General features: G+C 62.8%; 14 protein-coding genes, 1 pseudogene and 1 CRISPR repeat array (1 of these 16 cut by a window edge). Of the genes and pseudogenes, 9 read left to right on the forward strand and 6 right to left on the reverse strand.

Annotated features, from left to right (window positions below):
- Window positions 1-1,738: a CRISPR direct-repeat array (repeat unit 37 nt; unit sequence GTTGCACTCGGGCGAAAGCTCGAGTGAGGATTGAAAC); it begins 2,478 nt to the left of the window's first position.
- A gap of 5 nt (window positions 1,739-1,743) precedes the next feature.
- The 3 genes from lysS to Q0X23_RS15500 all read right to left on the reverse strand — a co-directional run bounded on the left by lysS (window position 1,744) and on the right by Q0X23_RS15500 (window position 4,370).
- Window positions 1,744-3,252, reverse strand: coding sequence for a lysine--tRNA ligase (gene lysS, locus Q0X23_RS15490; RefSeq protein WP_119342399.1), 1,509 nt, complete (start codon window positions 3,250-3,252; stop codon window positions 1,744-1,746).
- A gap of 120 nt (window positions 3,253-3,372) precedes the next feature.
- Window positions 3,373-3,846 (reverse strand): GreA/GreB family elongation factor, encoded by a 474-nt coding sequence (locus tag Q0X23_RS15495; protein ID WP_119342398.1) that lies wholly within the window; start codon window positions 3,844-3,846, stop codon window positions 3,373-3,375.
- Between the two features lie 158 nt (window positions 3,847-4,004).
- Window positions 4,005-4,370 (reverse strand): hypothetical protein, encoded by a 366-nt coding sequence (locus tag Q0X23_RS15500; RefSeq protein ID WP_119342397.1) that lies wholly within the window; start codon window positions 4,368-4,370, stop codon window positions 4,005-4,007.
- 132 nt (window positions 4,371-4,502) lie between these two features.
- On the opposite strand from Q0X23_RS15500, the gene Q0X23_RS15505 reads away from it, so the two are divergent.
- From Q0X23_RS15505 to Q0X23_RS15535, 7 genes and pseudogenes are all read left to right on the forward strand, one after another.
- Window positions 4,503-5,252, forward strand: a complete 750-nt coding sequence (locus tag Q0X23_RS15505; RefSeq protein ID WP_297861101.1) for a MarR family winged helix-turn-helix transcriptional regulator — start codon at window positions 4,503-4,505, stop codon at window positions 5,250-5,252.
- An 8-nt stretch (window positions 5,253-5,260) separates the two neighbouring features.
- Window positions 5,261-5,554 (forward strand): annotated as a pseudogene (locus Q0X23_RS15510) (TolC family protein); the annotation flags it as partial.
- A gap of 67 nt (window positions 5,555-5,621) precedes the next feature.
- Window positions 5,622-6,275, forward strand: coding sequence for a TolC family protein (locus tag Q0X23_RS15515; RefSeq protein ID WP_297861102.1), 654 nt, complete (start codon window positions 5,622-5,624; stop codon window positions 6,273-6,275).
- Window positions 6,272-7,276, forward strand: a complete 1,005-nt coding sequence (locus Q0X23_RS15520) for a TolC family protein (RefSeq protein ID WP_119339979.1) — start codon at window positions 6,272-6,274, stop codon at window positions 7,274-7,276. The genes Q0X23_RS15515 and Q0X23_RS15520 overlap by 4 nt, the downstream gene beginning before the upstream one ends.
- Window positions 7,277-7,390: 114 nt before the next feature.
- Window positions 7,391-8,494 carry an efflux RND transporter periplasmic adaptor subunit gene (locus tag Q0X23_RS15525; protein ID WP_297861103.1) on the forward strand — a complete coding sequence of 368 codons (1,104 nt, stop codon included), beginning with the start codon at window positions 7,391-7,393 and terminating at the stop codon, window positions 8,492-8,494.
- Window positions 8,495-8,704: 210 nt separating this feature from the next.
- A complete protein-coding gene (locus Q0X23_RS15530; RefSeq protein WP_297861104.1) occupies window positions 8,705-12,058 on the forward strand; it encodes an efflux RND transporter permease subunit in 3,354 nt (1,117 codons plus the stop codon).
- A 223-nt stretch (window positions 12,059-12,281) separates the two neighbouring features.
- Entirely contained in the window at window positions 12,282-13,025 is a 744-nt protein-coding gene (locus tag Q0X23_RS15535; RefSeq protein WP_297861105.1) for an alpha/beta hydrolase, read from the forward strand.
- A 3-nt stretch (window positions 13,026-13,028) separates the two neighbouring features.
- Here the strand turns inward: Q0X23_RS15535 and Q0X23_RS15540 are convergent, their stop codons facing one another.
- Window positions 13,029-13,871, reverse strand: a complete 843-nt coding sequence (locus Q0X23_RS15540) for an SDR family oxidoreductase (protein ID WP_297861106.1) — start codon at window positions 13,869-13,871, stop codon at window positions 13,029-13,031.
- Window positions 13,868-14,239 carry a holo-ACP synthase gene (gene acpS, locus Q0X23_RS15545; RefSeq protein ID WP_297861107.1) on the reverse strand — a complete coding sequence of 124 codons (372 nt, stop codon included), beginning with the start codon at window positions 14,237-14,239 and terminating at the stop codon, window positions 13,868-13,870. Before acpS ends, Q0X23_RS15540 begins: the two co-directional genes overlap by 4 nt.
- 20 nt (window positions 14,240-14,259) lie before the next feature.
- Between acpS and rsmF the strand changes: the two genes are divergently transcribed.
- Window positions 14,260-15,633, forward strand: coding sequence for a 16S rRNA (cytosine(1407)-C(5))-methyltransferase RsmF (rsmF, locus tag Q0X23_RS15550; RefSeq protein WP_297861108.1), 1,374 nt, complete (start codon window positions 14,260-14,262; stop codon window positions 15,631-15,633).
- A 93-nt stretch (window positions 15,634-15,726) separates the two neighbouring features.
- Here rsmF and Q0X23_RS15555 read toward each other — a convergent pair whose 3' ends face one another.
- A complete protein-coding gene (locus tag Q0X23_RS15555; protein WP_297861109.1) occupies window positions 15,727-15,948 on the reverse strand; it encodes a transcriptional regulator in 222 nt (73 codons plus the stop codon).
- Between the two features lie 183 nt (window positions 15,949-16,131).
- Here Q0X23_RS15555 and murA point away from each other — a divergent pair, with 183 nt between their 5' ends.
- Window positions 16,132-17,415 (forward strand): UDP-N-acetylglucosamine 1-carboxyvinyltransferase, encoded by a 1,284-nt coding sequence (murA, locus tag Q0X23_RS15560; protein ID WP_297861110.1) that lies wholly within the window; start codon window positions 16,132-16,134, stop codon window positions 17,413-17,415.
- Window positions 17,416-17,507 lie beyond the last annotated feature (92 nt).

The raw sequence follows: 17,507 nt of genomic DNA on the forward strand, positions 1-17,507 counted from the left end.
TGAGGATTGAAACCCGAACGAGAAAAAAGCTGTTGGGAGAAATCTCGCGTTGCACTCGGGCGAAAGCTCGAGTGAGGATTGAAACGCTAAACAACGACACCACATTATTCAGAAGGGCGTGTTGCACTCGGGCGAAAGCTCGAGTGAGGATTGAAACAGGCATCCCATACAGCCGTACGTCCGTAGGCGACCCGTTGCACTCGGGCGAAAGCTCGAGTGAGGATTGAAACCGACTCCCGCGACGAGGAGCGGGTGCGCGCCCTCGTTGCACTCGGGCGAAAGCTCGAGTGAGGATTGAAACCCCGAACGCCTCGCTAAAATACGGCAGCCCGGCTAGTTGCACTCGGGCGAAAGCTCGAGTGAGGATTGAAACATCGCGGGCAGGTCTGTATCGTACCCCCAGCCCAGTTGCACTCGGGCGAAAGCTCGAGTGAGGATTGAAACTCGCCGTCGCAACCATCTGGGCTGGGCCTTTGAGTTGCACTCGGGCGAAAGCTCGAGTGAGGATTGAAACGGCGGTCAAAGGGCGGGCAGGCGGCAACATCAAGCGTTGCACTCGGGCGAAAGCTCGAGTGAGGATTGAAACGCCAGGCGAGTCAAGATTCTCTGGGAGTCCGTAGCATGTTGCACTCGGGCGAAAGCTCGAGTGAGGATTGAAACGCACTCCCCACATTCCAGGCCCCAGTAGGCCACGTTGCACTCGGGCGAAAGCTCGAGTGAGGATTGAAACGTTGCGGGCTTCGCCGTTGCCTGGGGGATCCAACCGTTGCACTCGGGCGAAAGCTCGAGTGAGGATTGAAACGAACAGTTCCGACCTGAAGTGTAGCAGGTCTTCCTGTTGCACTCGGGCGAAAGCTCGAGTGAGGATTGAAACTTTGACCTGGCTTACCGCTACCTCAATCCTGGCTCGTTGCACTCGGGCGAAAGCTCGAGTGAGGATTGAAACTCAAAGGCCCCGCGGAACTTGAATGCCCCGTGGGCGTTGCACTCGGGCGAAAGCTCGAGTGAGGATTGAAACCTTCAAATCGACTAGGAAAACGTAGGAAAACGGAGGGTTGCACTCGGGCGAAAGCTCGAGTGAGGATTGAAACAAGCACCACCAGCGAAGACATCCTGATTGCCCGTCTTGTTGCACTCGGGCGAAAGCTCGAGTGAGGATTGAAACAGACCACACCCCCGCTGGCGGGGTGCGGTATTCCACGTTGCACTCGGGCGAAAGCTCGAGTGAGGATTGAAACAATTCAATCTCTATTTGGCTATTTTCCACCGGAAGTTGCACTCGGGCGAAAGCTCGAGTGAGGATTGAAACTTACGCGGATGCGGGCAATGTTTTGCCCGTTCCGGCGTTGCACTCGGGCGAAAGCTCGAGTGAGGATTGAAACCGATGGTCGCGAGGGCTTGCGGGCCCGTGTGGAGGTTGCACTCGGGCGAAAGCTCGAGTGAGGATTGAAACTGGAGCGAGGGCGGCAGCACGTCCTGGGTCGAAGGTTGCACTCGGGCGAAAGCTCGTGTGAGGATTGAAACCTACGCGCCTTGTTGCTAGGAAGTTTACGCCGTCGTTGCACTCGGGCGAAAGCTCGAGTGAGGATTGAAACATTCCTGAACCTATGGGACAGGCCCGCCTCGAGTGGTTGCACTCGGGCGAAAGTTCGAGTGAGGATTGAAACAGAAAATCATCCAGAATTTCCTGCACGGCTTTTTGTTGCACTCGGGCGAAAGCTCGAGTGCCGAACAATAGCAAAACTACTCTTCGTCGGTGGATTCGTCGGTCTCGGCCACTTCTTTTCGTGGTTTGAGCAGGGGGAACAAAATCACATCGCGGATGCTGTTCTGGTTGGTAAGCACCATGGCCAGCCGGTCTATGCCCAGGCCCATCCCGGCAGCAGGGGGCATACCGTACTCCAGGGCCAGCAAAAAGTCTTCGTCGATCTCGGGTTCTTCGTCGTCGCCGGCCTCGCGGCGCTTGGCCTGTTCCTGGAAGCGGGCGCGTTGGTCGAGGGCATCGTTGAGCTCGGAGTAGATGGGCGAAATTTCGAATCCGGCCACAAACAAGTCGGCCCGCTCGGTCAGGTGGGGCTTGCTGGGGTCGCGGTGGCGCTTGACCAGGGGGCTAATGGCCAGGGGCACGTCCAGCACGTAGGTGGGCTGAATCAGGGTATGTTCTACGTAGTGCCCAAAAAGCTTGTCCAGCAGCTTGTAGCTCGGCACACTACGCAGCTCGGGGTGCTTTTGGTCGGCCCAGGCCCGCAGTCGCTCTAAGTCGGTGGGGTCGAAATCCAGGCCCGCTTTTTCTTTGAGTGTGGAGGTAAAGTCTATGCGGCGGAAGGGCTTGGCGAAGTTAATAAGATGCTCGCCATAGCGCACCTCGGTGGTGCCGAATAGGTGCTGCACCAGACCCGAGAGCAGGTCTTCGATGAGGGCCATCATGTCCTGGTAGTCGGCATAGGCCCAGTAGGCTTCCAGCATGGTGAACTCGGGGTTGTGCTTGACCGAGATGCCCTCGTTGCGGTAGTTGCGGCCAATCTCGAAGACCTTTTCAAAACCGCCCACCAGCAGGCGCTTGAGGTGCAGCTCGAGGGCAATTCGCAGGTTGAACTCGTGGTCGAGGGCGTTGTGGAAGGTTTTGAAGGGCTTGGCCTCGGTGCCGCCCGCAATGGCCTGAAGGGTGGGGCCCTCTACTTCCAGAAAACCTTGCTGGTCGAAGAAATCGCGAATGTAGCGCACCATGCGGCTGCGAATGCGAAAAACCTCGCGCACTTCGGGGTTCTGGATCAAGTCCAGGTAGCGCTGGCGGTAGCGGGTCTCCACATCGCGGATGCCGTGCCATTTATCCGGCAGGGGATGCAGCGACTTGACCAGAGGGGTAAACTTTTGGACCTTGACGGTAATCTCGCCGGTCCTGGTGGTGAATACCGTCCCCTCCACACCCACAATGTCGCCAATATCGAGCTTCTTGATCAGGTCGTAGTGCTCGGTCAGGTCGCGGGCCAGGTAGAGCTGAATGCGTCCACTCTGGTCTTGCAGGTGGGCAAAGCTGGCCTTGCCCATGTGCCGGAAGGTCATCAGGCGGCCGGCTACCCGCACCCGCTCGTCGGGCCACTCCTCTTGCGGCCCGGCCCCGGCGTGGGCGGCTAAAATCTGGGCAGCATCGTGGGTCTTGGGGAAGCGGTAGGGGAAGCGCTCAAAGCCAGCCTGTGCGAGGGCCTCGAGGTTGGCTAAGCGTTGTTGGGTCTGTTCAGTGTATTCAGGCATAAGTCCATCCAGCGTATAGAGTCTAGGCCCCAGGGCCGAAGGTTGTCGAGGGTTGGGGGGCGAACTATACAAAAAAACGCCTTTGGCTCCTGGCCTCGGGCGTTCTGGCGGGTGGGGCGGCTAGTGTCTGACCGTCTCTACCTTGAACTCTTTTTTGCCCTTGGGGGTCTCGAGCATCACCTTGGCCCCCACCTTCTGGCCCAGCAGGGCCTTGCCCAAGGGGCTCTCGTCGGAGATTTTCATGGGGCGCTCGAGGACGCTGGCCTCAGCAGGCGAGACCACCTGCACCTCCATGTGGTCGCCCTCCTTGGACTTCAGGCTCACGATGGCCCCCAGGCTGACCACACTCACCTTGTTGCCCTCTTCCTCCAGGATTTCGGCACGGGAGAGGGTGTCGGTCAGGGAGTCTATGCGGGCCTCGATGCGGGCTTTCTCGCGTTTGGCGTCCTCCAGACCGGAGTCGTCGTAGTCGTCGGAGGACTCCATGAGTTCCTGCAAAATACGGGTGGCATCCTGCAAGCGGGCGCGTTCTTGCTCGAGTTCGGCCACCAGACGTTCATATCCCGATTTGGTAAGTTTTACTTCGCGTGCCATCCGGCCTCCTGAAAGCTGTGACCTGTAACGCTTGGCGCCTTAGCTGGTCGCTAACGATGCTGCGCCATGGTTCTGAGATTTATATGAGATGTCTTTCCCTCGTCAAGGAAGAGGCCCGGCGCACCTTCTGCCGAGCCTGGTTTTGACCGTCGACCTGCTCAGGGCAGTATACCCCTTAACAGGATTTCTCTCAAACGCCCTGGTCGGGCCGCCCCCGAGCAGCTTTCGGTGTCGCGGCACAGGGCCACATAGCGAAAATGCCGCTCATTTTCAGCCACACCAAAGCGGAAGAACTGCGCTGCCGTGCGAGAGACATGTCTTAAGCAGGCCTCGCAGATGATGGGCGTGGAGCTAGCAGAGCGCTCGAGGGGTTCCAGAACCAGATGGAGCGGGCTTTCCTCGATGTGAACCCGCCCCTCCTTGTCCCGGTAATAAAGCACTTCCCCCGGAGGCAGCAGCTCCGGGGAAGTTCCAGGGAACAACTCTAAAATCAGCTCCCGCTCTTCGAAGATTTTTTCCCCCATGTTGGCAGTAGTTTACCATGTCCCGACACAGTTTTTACGCCTCGGCCCTGGTTCAGGTCGGTGCGTTATTTTGTGAAAACTGTGGCGAGGCATTCTATTGAAAATACTTATATACCATAACATTTCACGGGTATGAACTTTCTATTGGACGAAACCCTGGACGAGCTGTGGCGGCTGTCCACCCATCTGGTGTGGCAGATGCGGCTCGACCAGCAAAAAGCCTTTGAAGGGCTGGGCATCTCCCCGATGCAGGCTTTTGCGCTGATGTGCATCTCGGAGGGTATTGACCAGCCTTCGGGCCTGGCTTTTGTGATGGACGCCTCACCGCCGGGGGTCTCGCAGCTTTTGGCAGGCCTCGAGGAGCGCGGTTTGGTGCGGCGCGAACTCGACCCCAGCAACAAGCGCAAGGTACGGATTCTGCTGACCGATAACGGTAAAGATTTTCTTGGGCAGATGCGTGTGCAGTGGAGGGCCGTCTCGCGCGAACGATTTGCCCGGCTAAGCCCCGAGGAGCTAACCATGCTTACCCAGAGCTACCGCAAACTAACCGACCCCAGTTCTGTGGGCCTATCAGCCGGGAGACCAGGGGGTAGAACCATGAAAGGGCCAAAAGCGCTGATTGGGGCCGCCCTGGTGCTGAACCTTGGGCTCGCCCAAGGGTTCTTCGCCCCGCTGGAAAACCACCCTTCGCTGCTAGCAGGCCCGTCTGGGCCTCGAGGCCGCCCAGGCCCAGCTTCGGGCAACCCTCAGCCCCGTCAGCCTTGCAGGCCCAGGGGGGGTTTTCCTTCTTTGAGGTATCACGCCGCCCCCGGGCCCCCCTACCTGCCCCAACCCCCTCAACCCCCAGTGCGTCGCCGCTGCCCACCGATGGGCGGCAATTAACCCTGGGCCTGACCTTTACCCCGTTTCCCTTTGGCGATGTATCGGATGCGGCCAATCAGGCTGCTTTGGGGGTCGAGCAGGCTGCGCTGGGCTTGCGGCAGGCCCGTACCCAGCTCGAGGCCCAGGCTGTCGAGAGCGCCCTGCGGGTGCGCCTGGCCGAATCGGGCCTCGAGGTAGCCCGCCTTGGGGTGCGGCTGGCCCAGGCCAACCTGGAGGCCACCCGGCTGCGCGAAAGCCGGGGAGCCGCCAGCCCGAGCGAGGTACGCCAGGCCGAGGCCAACCTGCGGCAAGCCGCCCTGCAGCAAGCCGATGCCGAGCGCAACCTGGCCCTGGCAAAGCAAAGCCTGGCCGACCTCATCGGGCAAAGCAGTGCCACACCCCCCGCGCCTGGCGGTGCCAGCCGAGGGTGTTCCGCCCCAGGTGCGGCAGGCCGAACTGCAGGTAGCCAACGCCCAGATTGGCTTCGACCGGGCCGTGCGCGGGGTGCTGCCGGTAGTACAGGGCAGTTACACGCGCAACACCTCCGACAACGACTCGCTCACGCTGTCCATCAACTCCCGTACCCTGCAGCCCAGCCTGAGCTACACCAACCAGTCCCAGGGCCGCAGCGCCCCGCAGGATCGCATTGCGGGCACCCTGCAAATCGGGCTTTCGGCCAACATTGCTTTTGGGGTGCTGGACGCCCTCGAGGCAGCCCAGAAGCAGGTGGATGCGGCCCGACAGGCCCTCGAGGCCGCACGCCGCAACAGCAAGCTCCAGGAGGACTTGCTCCGCTCCTCCTTGCAAACCGCCGAGCAAGGCCTGGCCAATGCCCTGCAAGCCCGCGCCGACGCCGAACGCAGCCTGGCTGAAGCCCGCGAACGCGAGCGGCTGGGGCTCTCGAGCCCCCTGGCTTCCCTCCAGGCCGAGCTGGCCCTGGCCCAGGCCCGCCTTGGCGTTGAACAGGCCGAACTCAGTCGCACCCAACGAATTTTGGATCTGTACCGTTTTTATGCCCTGCCCCTCAGCGAGGTGAACCGATGAAAATGGCTCTTGCCACCCGTTTGATTTCCCTGGTTGCTGTGTTTCTAACCCCCTTCACCCTGTCTCAGGCCCAGAACCTGACCCTCGAGGCCGCGCTGGCCAGGGCCGCCGAGCAAGCCCCGGTAGCGGCGGCCAAGGCCGAACTGGACGATGCCAGCGCCAACCTGCAAAGGGTGCTCTCTGACCCACTTCTAACCCGCCCCAGCAAGGTACAGGCCGAGCAGCGGGCCGCACTGGCCCAGGCCAGCTACGAGCGGGCACTGGTTCAGGCCCAGAGCAGCATTGTGGGGGCGTATGCGCAGGTACTCGAGGCCCAGTTGCAAGTGCGCCTGGCCCAGAAGGCCCTCGAGGTAGCCACCCGCGGCCTGGAAATTGCCCAGATTCGCCAGCGCAACGGCTCCGGCACCGCCCTGGACGTGCGCAACGCCCAGAACCGCCTGGACGACGCCCGCAGCAACCTCACCCGGGCCGAGAACGGGCTGGCCCTGGCCCAGGCCTCGCTGCGAAGCCTGGTGGGTGCGTTCTCCACGGTAGCGCCGTTGCCCAATCCCCCTGCCCTGCCGGAAGCCACCTCCGTGCAGGGGCTGCTGGCTAAAAACCCCGACGTCATCCAGGCCCGCCAGCGAACCGAGCTGGCCAACCTCCAGGTGGAACTGCTCGACCCCAGCTACGCGGCCCAGGCCGAGATAGCAGCCGCAAAGTCGCGGGCCGAGCAGGCCAGTGCGGGCGCTCGGGAAATCGAGCGGGGGCTGGGGCTGCAATACGACTCGCTGTACCAGAACCTGCAGGCCGCCGCTCGGGCCCTGGCCGTGCAACAGGCCGCCCTGGCCAACGCCCGCGAGGCCCTGGCCAACGATAAAAAGCGCCTGGACGCCGGGCTGATTAGCCAGGTGGCCTACCTGCAGACCGAGCTTTCCTTCATCCAGGCCGAGCTGGCCGCCCAGCAAGCCTTGGGCAACTACTGGCGGGCCTACTACAGCCTGCTGGCGGGAGGGCGCTAATGGAAAAGTCGTCCTACAGGGTTTGGCTCTGGCTGGGGCTGGTGGTGTTCTTGCTGGCCGGGTGCGGGCCGCGCCGCGCCGCTTCTTCAGAAAGCCCTGCCCGCAGAAACGCCGGTGTCTCGAAGCATTAAGGTGCGGGTGGTGCAAGCCGAGCGCGGGACGCTCAGTACCATGCGCACCACCGGGGCTACCCTGTCGCCGGTACGAGAAAGCCAGGTCGGGGCCACAGCCTCGGGCAAGGTGCTGGAGGTGCGGGTAGCCGAGGGTAGCCGGGTGGCCCAGGGCCAGGTGGTCTTGCGGCTCGACCCGGCCAACGCCCAGACAGCCTTGCGCAACGCCGAGCTGGCCTTGCAGCAAGCCCAGGTGAACCTCGAGCGCGCCCAGCGCTCCACCTCCGGCTCCCTGGCGCCCTTGCAGGCCAGCCTGGAGTCGGCCCAGGCCAACCTCCAGGTAGCCGAGCGGCGCTATGTGGAAGGGCAGCAGCTTTTCAAGGCCGGGGCCATTTCGCAAGTTGAGCTTACCGGCCTCGAGGCCGCCTACAACCAGGCCCGGGCTGCCTTTGACAATGCCCGTGAAAACCTGGCCCGCACCCAAAGGGCCTCCAGCGAAGACCTGGCCTTGCTCCGCCTCCAGGTGCAGCAAGCCCAGAACCAGCTGGCCCAGGCGCGGCGGGCCGTGGCCGATACCGAGGTGCGGGCTCCCTTTGCAGGGGTGGTGGTCGAAATTTTCGTGAACCCCGGCGAGTTCGTTTCGGCGGGGCAGCGGGCCTTCCGGCTGGCCGATACCAGCCAGCTCGAGGCCACCTTCCGCCTACCCCCCGAGGAGGCCGCCACCTTACCTCTGGGAACCAGGGTAGAGGTGCTTTATGGCGGTAATAGCTACCCCGCCACCCTTCGCAAAAGCAGCAAAGTGCCCGGCACCGATCGCCTCGTCGAGCTGACGGCCCAGGTAGAAGGCAGCCTGCCCCCCGGGGCCAGTGTACAGGTACGCTACAGCCTCTCCCTGGCGCAGGGCAGCCTGCTGCCGGCCGGGGCCCTGCGCACCGAAGGCCGCAACACCTATGTTTTCGTGGTGCAAGATAACAAGGCCGTGCGCACCCCGGTGCGGGTGCTGGGCGATACCGGCACCCGGGTGGCGGTTGAAGGGGTCAACGGGCCGGTGGTTTTTCCGGTGCCCTCGAGCCTCTCCGACGGCGACGCGGTGGAGGTGGTGCAGTGAGGGTTCGCCAGGCCCAAATCTATATGAACCCTTTGCCTTCTCCCCTTGCGGGAGAAGGTGACGACACCCCACCGGCGCCATTGCGCTTCATTACAGCGACGCCATTGACTGCATCTGGGGCGTGTCGCCGAATGTGGGGCATATGGAACACCGCTCAAAAATAACCCTTCAGGTTGGGTCGGTATTAGCACAGCAGGAGGGGGTGCCGGCATGAGCCAGAAAGAGCGTAAAAACCCACAGCCCGAAACCGGCGATAAACCGGAGAACCCGGTCATTGCGTTCTTTGTCAAGCGCTTCGTGTTCTCCACGGCGGTCTTTTTGGCCATGGTGCTCTTTGGCCTCATCTCGGGCAGCCGGGTGGGCGTAGACCTCCTGCCCCGTTTCGAAATTCCGGTGGTAGCCGTCACGACGGCCTACCCCGGGGCCGGCCCCGAGGAGGTCGAGCAGCAGATCAGCCGACCCATCGAGGATGCGGTCTCGACCCTTTCCGGCCTCGACCAGATCGCCTCACTTTCGGGGGAGGGCTTTTCCCAGGTGATTGTTTCGTTCGAGTTTGGCCAGGACATCAACCGGGTGGCCACCGACGTCTCCCAGCGGGTGGCAGCGGTACGGGGGCAACTGCCCCGCGATGCCCAGGCCCCGGTGGTGCAGCGCTTCGACCCAGCCGCTTCCCCCATCCTCTTCATTGCACTTTCGGCGGAAGGGCGCGACCTGCGCGAGGTGGCCAAATACGCCAACGACGTGCTCAAGCCCCGTTTACAGCTTGTTTCGGGGGTGGCCGATGTGCAGGTGCAAGGCGCCCCCGACCGCCAGGTGCAGGTGCTGCTGGATCCATACAAGGTGGCCAGTTACAACCTTTCACCTGCCCAGGTGGTGGGGGCCATCCAGGCCTCGGCCCTGGCCGTACCCGCCGGCACCCAGAGCGACCAGGGGCAGCGCCTCCTGTTCACCCTGCGCAACACCCCGACCACCCCGGAGGAGGTGGGGCGCATTCTGGTAGACCCCGCCCGCGGCCTTCAGGTGCGCGATCTGGGCGTGGTGCGCGACACCCAGGCCGAGCCCACCCGCCTGACCCGGCTTAACGGCCAGCCGGTAATTCCCTTGGCCATTCGCAAAACCCCCGACTCCAACGCCGTGGCGGTGGCTCAGGGCATCAAGCGCACCCTGCAGGAAGCCCGCCTGCCCCAGGGCTACCAGGCCCGCATCGTGGGCGACACCACCACCTTCATCGAGAACACCGTCAACGACACCTTCCGCGAGGTGCTGCTGGTCGCGGCCATCGTATCGTTCATCACCCTCATTTTCCTGGGCAAGCTCAACTCGGTTTTCAGTGTGGTGCTGGCCATTCCCATCACCATGTCGGGTGCTTTGATTGTGTTTGGCTTGCTGGGCTTTACCTTTAACATCATCAGCCTGCTGGCCATCATCGTGGCGGTCGGCATCGTGGTAGACGACTCCATTGTGCTGGCCGAAAACATCGAGCGTTACCGCAAGATGGGCTACGACAACCTGCAAGCGGTTCTAAAAGGGGCCACCGAGGTGCTCTCGGCGGTTTCGGCGGCCACACTCTCGCTGCTGGCGGTGTTCTTGCCGATTAGCTTCCTGCCGGGCATTATCGGCGAGTTCTTCCGGCAGTTTGGCATAGTGCTGGCCGCGGCCATTGCGGTGAGCTGGCTCGAGGCCCTGTTCTTCCTGACCGTGCGCCTGGCGTATTTCCCCGACCCCGAGCCTCCAACCTGGCAGCAACTGGGGGCCCGCTTCCTGGGTCTGGGCCAGGACCTGCGCTGGGGGCTGCGGTTGCATGTCTACCGGCAGCCGGGCCTGAGCTGGGAGCGTCGCCTGTTCAATGTTCTGATCACGCCCGTCACGCTGCTCCTGGCCCCCTTGCGCTGGCTGTTCTCGGTGATTTTCGGACTGGCCGGGGCCATTACCGGCAGCCTGCACGGGGTTTCGGAGCGGGTATTCCTGGGGCTGCGCGAGTGGTATGCCCGCACCCTGGCCGCAGCCTTGAAGCGAAGCGGCCTGGTGCTCTTGCTGGGCCTGGGCTTCTTCCTCAGCATTGGCTATGTGGGCCCCAAAATTCCTTTCAACTTCACGGCCAAAAACGATAACGGCCAGATGAACGTGGATCTGGTGCTGCCCAAAGGCACCGCCCTCACCGAGACCGACGCCCTCGCCCGGCGGCTCGAGGGCTGGCTAGCAACGCGGCCCGAGGTTCGGGCGGTGCTTAACACCGTGGGCAGCTCACAAAACATCCTGGGCGCGGGCAACCCCGAACGGGCCCGCCTGGTAATTGAGCTGGTCAAGAAAGATGAGCGTCAAAACGTCTACGACCTGCTGCCCATCTACCGCGAAGCCCTGCAAAAACTGCTCGATGACCGGCCCGAAGCTGACCTGCGGGTGACCGTGCCGGAGGGGGGACCGGGCGGCGCCGCCGACCTGCAGTACACCCTAACCGCCCCCAGCCCCAGCCTATTGGCGGAGAAAAACCGGCAAGTCCTCGAGGTCATGCGGCGGCTCCCCTACCTCATTGACGTGCGCAGCAGCCTCGAGGAGACCGCCAGCGAGCGGGTACTGGTGCCCAACCCCAACCAGCTCCAGGGCACCGGCCTGACCCCCAACGACCTCGCCCAGACTCTGCGCATTTACAACGCCGGCACCGAGGCCGGCAACCTCCGCTCCGGCGGCGACGATATCCCCATCGTGGTGCGGGCCGACCCCCGCTTTGTGCCCGACCAGTCCAGCCTGCTTTCGCTTCCGGTGGCCGCGCCTGCTCTACGCAGCAGCTTGCCCCTTGGCAGCCTGGGACAGTTCGAAAACCGCCAGACCCCCGCCCAGCTTTCGCGCACGAACCAGGCCTTCTCCACCGGCATTAACGCCAACCGCGCGCCCGGCACCGAGGTCGGCACCTTCCAGCTTTCCAACCTGGTGCGCCAGGAGCTGGAAAAAGCTGGGATCTTTACCGATGGGGTGCGCCTTGAGACCCAGGGCTCTACCGCCTTTGTGGGCGACCTGGCCCGGAGCGCCCCCATTGCCTTTGGGCTGGCCCTTCTGCTCAACTTTCTGGTGATCTCGAGCCAGTTCAACACCTTCCGCTACCCGCTTTACTTGCTGCTGCCGGTTCCGCTGGCCCTGGTGGGAGCTTTCTGGTTCCTGTACTTCTTCCGAAGCGGCCTGGACGTGGTTTCGGTGCTGGGGGTGGTCATTCTGATTGGCCTGGTCACCAAGAACGCCATTCTGCTGCTGGACTTTGCGGTGCGCGAGGCCCGCGAAAAACCCCTCTACGATGCCCTGGTGGAGGCCGCCCGGCTGCGTCTGCGCCCCATTCTGATGACCACCCTGACGGTGTTGATGATCTCCATACCCCTCATCGCCGCAACGGGTGAGGGCTCGGAGTTCCGCAAGCCCCTGGGCATCATCATCCTGGGTGGGGTCTCGGTTTCGATGCTGCTGACGCTTTTTGTCGTGCCGGCTGCGTTCTACTTGTTTGAGCGAAAACGCTACGAAAAGCTGCGCCAGGAGCGTACCAGCTTACTGGGCACCGCACCAGCGGTGGGGGACTAAAACACCTCCGGGCCGCACGCCCAGGCTTATACCCGATTCTCTTGATTCGTTACTGTTTGTTGACGAATCAACCCGACCGAAGGGCGACGCTTTCTTCGCCGACCGACAAGGAGGGGTGCGCTCTAGGATTCAAAAAAACAACCTGTGGGGTTTTTGGTCTAGTAAACTGTCTTTTTGAATCCGGTGTAACCCCTACGCCCTGTCCCCTGTTCGCTAAGCATTTATGAGCAAATACCGCGTTTTCTGGCTGGTTTTCTTTGGAGGTCTGCTGCTTTTTGCCGGAGCCATGGTCTGGTACACCCGGCAGGCCCTCAAACCCTATCCGGCAAACCAGGCTGCTCAGGCAGCCCTGCAAACCGATGCCCAGGTGCAGGTACGTGCCGTTCCCTACGGCTGGGTCTTCCTGCCGCAAGGGCCGGTCAAGGGCGGGTTGGCCTTTTATCCGGGGGGTCTGGTAGAGCCCCAGGCCTATGCCCCCGTGATGCGTCGGATTGCCCAGGAGGGGTACCGGGTGGCGCTGCTTCAGGTGCGCTTTAACCTAGCCGTCACCGAGCAAGGCAAAGCCCGCCAGGCCATCGCCGAGGCGCCCGACCTGCCCTGGGCGGTGGGCGGGCACAGCCTGGGCGGGGTAGTGGCCTCCAACTTTGCCGACAGCAACCCCCAGGTCAAAGCCCTGGTGATGTGGGCGGCCTACCCGCAAAACAATCTCTCGGGAAAGCGCCTTCCCACCCTGGCCCTCTTCGGCGAAAAGGACGGGGTGATTCGGCGAGAACAGCTCGAGGCCGCCCAGGGTAAGTTCCCGCAGGGCACCCTCAAAGAAACCATCCCCGGCCTCAACCACGCGGGGTTTGGTTCTTATGGCCCCCAGCGCGGCGATAACCCCGCCACCATCGCCTCTGAGGCCGGCTGGGATGAGGTTGCCAAACGAACCGTGGTCTTCCTGGATCAAGCCCTGACAGCGCCATGAGGTCTACCGCTGCCCCAAACGGCGCCCGGCGATAAAGCGGTCTACCCAGCGGTCGGGCAACAAACGAGCCAGAAGGGCCCCTGCTCTGGCATCGCGCCCCACCACATAGCGGGTCCTGGGACGGGCTGAGGCGAGGGCCTGCGCCACCACCCGGGCTACCTCGTTGGGGTGTAAACCGCTGCCATCTTGCGCCCGGATGTAGTTCAGGATTCCGTCAATGGCGCGGCCGTACAATCGGATAGCTTCCGGGGGCAGTTGTTGTTTGAGCGCCTCGCCCCAGGCCACCCCCTTGCCCCAGATGGGGGTTTGGATGTTGCCCGGCTCGATAATCGAGACCTCTATTCCCCACGGCCCCAGCTCCCGCCTGAGGGCATCGCCGATGGCCTCGAGAGCAAATTTAGAAGCGGCATAGGGCCCCATCAGGGGTGCAGCCACCCGTCCGCTGATGGAGCTCATCAGCACCACCCGCCCCCTGGCCTTTCGCAGCAAGGGCAAAAAAGCCTGGGTGACGGCCACCTGCCCCACCACGTTGACCTCCAGCACCCGCCTGAGCTCCGGCAAGGGTAAGAACTCGAGCGGCCCCGCCACGGCAATCCCGGCGTTGTTCACCAGCCCATCGAGTTGGGGCGCCTGGCTAAAGACCAACTGAGCCGCTTCGCGAATAGAGGTTTCGTCCGTCACATCCAGCAGAACCGGCCTGAGGTGGCCTTTTGACTTTTGTTTGAGCGTCTCAGCATCGGTGTTTTTGCGCACCCCAGCAAAAACCCGGTAGCCCCGATCCTGCAGCCACAAAGCACAGGCCTCGCCAATGCCGCTGGAGGCGCCGGTGATCAAAACGGTTTTCAAGCTTCCACCCTTTCCAGCACCACCATGGCCAGGGCGTAGTGCTTCTCGTGCGAAAGCGATAGATGGGCCCTCAAGCGACCTTCTTCCAGCCTGGCGCGCAGCTCTGGAGCAAAACCCAGGCCTGGTTTAGGCCCTTGCATCTCCACCCAGACCTCGAGCCAGCCAAAAGATTCCGGCCAGCACTTCTGAAAGGCTTCCTTGGCCGCAAAGCGAACCGCCAGCGAAGGGATCGGATCGGCCCTGGCCAGGCAGTAGGCGATTTCGGAGGAAACAAAGTGGCGCTGCAAAAAACGCGCAGCATGACGCGCCCAGACCCGGCGCAGGCGCTCGAGCTCTACAATGTCGGTTCCAATGGCCACGATGGACATCGGTTAGCATTGTAAGCGCTGTGCTGCCTAAAGCCTTCCTGACCCGAATGTCTGAGCTGTTGGGCGAGGAATTCCCCCATTTTTTGCAGGCCCTCACCGGAGCCGACCGCAGCTATGGCCTGCGGGTCAACACCCTCAAGCTAAGCCCTGAACAGCTTTTGCAGATAAGCCCCTGGAATCTGGAGCCCATTCCCTGGTCGCCCGAGGGCTTCTACTACCCCGCCGAGGCTCGCCCGGGGCCCCATCCTTACTACTACGGCGGGCTTTACTACATCCAGGAGCCTTCGGCCCAGGCCGTAGGGGTGCTGGCCGACCCCAGGCCGGGGGAGCGGGTGTTGGACTTGGCCGCCGCGCCGGGGGGCAAAACCACCCATCTGGCGGCCCGAATGCAGGGCCAGGGGCTCCTGGTTTCCAACGAAGTGGATCTCGGCCGGATGCGCGGGCTGCTGGAAAACGTCGAGCGCTGGGGGGCCCACGTAGCCGTGGTCTCGGCTCCGGTGGAAAAGCTGGCCTGGGCCTGGGGGGCCTACTTCGACAAGGTGGTGCTGGATGCACCCTGCTCGGGCGAGGGAATGTTCCGCAAGGACCCCGAGGTGGTGCGTCACTGGGGGCCGGGGGCCCCGGCGCGGGCGGCACGGGTGCAACAAAGCCTGATTGCGGCGGCAGGCGAACTCGTGCGCCCGGGGGGTTTACTGGTTTACTCCACCTGTACCTTCGCCCCCGAGGAAAATGAGCAGATAATTGCCCAGTTCCTGCAGAATCCTGGCTGGGAACTCGAGGACGCCCAAATCCACCCCTCCTTCGCGCCCGGGGTTCCGGCATGGGGCGATGGTAACCCGGCCCTGGCCCGAACCGCGCGACTGTGGCCGCACCAGCTGCGGGGGGAAGGGCACTTTTTGGCCAAACTTCGCAAGACCGAGGGCGTAGAAAACCACCCGGCCCAGGAGCAAGCCCCACCGCTATCCCGTGAGGTGCGGGCGCTGTGGGAGTCCTGGCGCGAGGAGCACCTGAAAAAGGACCTCAGGGGGGAAATCCTCGAGCGCGCCGGACACCTTTACCTGCTGCCACCAGAGCTGCCCAGCCTGGCGGGCATCAAGGCCCCAGCGCCGGGGCTCTATCTGGGGGAAGCCCGGGTGGGAAAGCGCAAGGACGCAGGGCGATTCCTGCCAGGAAAGCCCCTGGCCCACTACCTGCACCCCAGCCAGGTCAGCAATACCCTGCCGCTGCAATCCGACGACCCCCGGGCGCTGGCCTTTGCCCTTGGGCAGCCCATCTTGGTCGAAGGGCCGGAAGGCTGGTATCTGGTTACGCTGCAAACGCCGGTGGATTCTTTTGGCCTGGGCTGGGGACGGCTCAAGGGCGGTGTGGTGCGACCAGGGAAGGCCGGGCTGTGAGGGAGGGCCGCACGAACACACGCAGGCACTTTGTATTGCAGCTTAACAAAGGGTCAGCAGTTGTTGCGCAGACCAAGCGCCAATACGGTGATCTTACTCTTCCTCGGCCTCGAGCCGCTTCAGAAGCTCCTTGAGCTGCGCTTTTTGCTGACCCTCTTCCATCCCATCGGCCAGTTTTTCAATGGCCAGGCGCACCACCTCCGACTTGGATACAAGTTGCTCGGGGCTGGAAAGCTCGTAGGCCAGCTTGGTCAGGAGCGCATCCTGATCATCGCTGATGACCACCTGCAAACGCTTTTTTTCCTTTTTGGGCATAACCGATATACTTTGCGGCAGTACGAGTATGGTAACGGAGAAATACTCGTATGCGTTTATGACTAAACTTTAGCACGTTACATTTGTGCTTGACAATACGGTTCTAACTTACTATGCTCAATGTGAGCATGATGTGTAATATACACAACCAAGCTTGGTAGCACGCAGGAGAAGCGCTTTCATATGGATCGAACCCTTATTATTCGCGGTGGAATCCCCCTCAGCGGGGATCTACGAATTTTTCCGGCTAAGAATTCTGCACTCAAGCTCATGGCGGCCAGCATCCTTACCGCCGAACCCGTGACCCTCGCCGAGGTTCCGCGCCTGCGGGACATCGACGTTTTACTCGAGCTCCTGGGCCACCTGGGCACCCGCCACGCCTGGGAGGGCCGCACCCTGCATCTGCACACCCCCGAAATCCGCTCCACGCAGGCGCCCTTCGAGCTGGTGAGCAAGATGCGGGCCAGCTTCAACGTGCTGGGGGCGCTGGCCGCCCGGGCCGGGGAAGGCACCGTGCCGCTGCCGGGGGGCTGCAACTTCGCCGAGCGTCCGGTAGACCAGCACATCAAAGCCCTGCGCGGCCTGGGTTTCGAGGTCTCCACCGAGATTACCGAACAAGGGGTGGCCTATACCGTGCGCCGCCACAAGCCCGCCTCGGGCCGGGTGGTCTACGACCTGCCCACCCTGGGCGGCACCGAGCAAGCCCTGATGGCCGCAGCCCTGGGCGGCGAGGCCGTTTTGGTCAATACCCCGCAGGAGCCCGAGATTGTAGACCTGTGCAACTTCCTGACCATGATGGGCGCCGAAATCAAGGGGATTGGCAGCAGCATCCTGCACATCAAGGGCAAGCCCAGCCTACGGGGGGGACGCTACAGTGTCATCCCCGACCGCATCGAAGCAGGCACTTACCTGTTTGCAGCGGCGGCCACCCGGGGCTCGATTACCCTGACGAATGTGGAGCCTTTCCACATGGACGCGGTGCTGGATAAGCTCATTCAGTCGGGCCACTCCGTCACCACCGGCAAGGACTGGATTCGCCTCGAGTCCACCGCACACCCCCAGCCCTTCAACCTCGAGGCCCGCGAATACCCCGGCTTCATCACCGACCTGCAGCCCCCTGCCGCGGCCTATCTGGCTACCGTACATGGCACCTCGCTGGTTTCGGACCGGGTCTACCCCGACCGCTTTACCCACGCCAGCGAGCTGGCCCGCATGGGAGCCGATGTCACCCTCAAAGACCGCACCCTGATTATTCAGGGGCGCCAGCTTACGGGTGCCGCCGTGGAGGCCCGCGATATTCGCGCCGGTGGAGGCCTGATAATCGCCGCCCTGGCCGCCGAGGGCGAGAGCCATATCGCCGGTATGCAGTACATCGAGCGTGGATACGACGACATCGAAAACCGCCTGCGGAGCCTTGGCGCCCAGGTAGGGGTACAGGTGCCCGAGCTGGCTTTGGCCGCGGACTGATCATAAGCGCATTTTGAATCTGGCCGGGCAAAGCTTTCCTGTTTCTCCGCAAATCCTGGAGATTATTGCGCCCGTGGGTCACCCCCGGGCTA

The organism is Meiothermus sp. (assembly GCF_026004115.1).
Taxonomy (GTDB): Bacteria; Deinococcota; Deinococci; order Deinococcales; family Thermaceae; genus Meiothermus.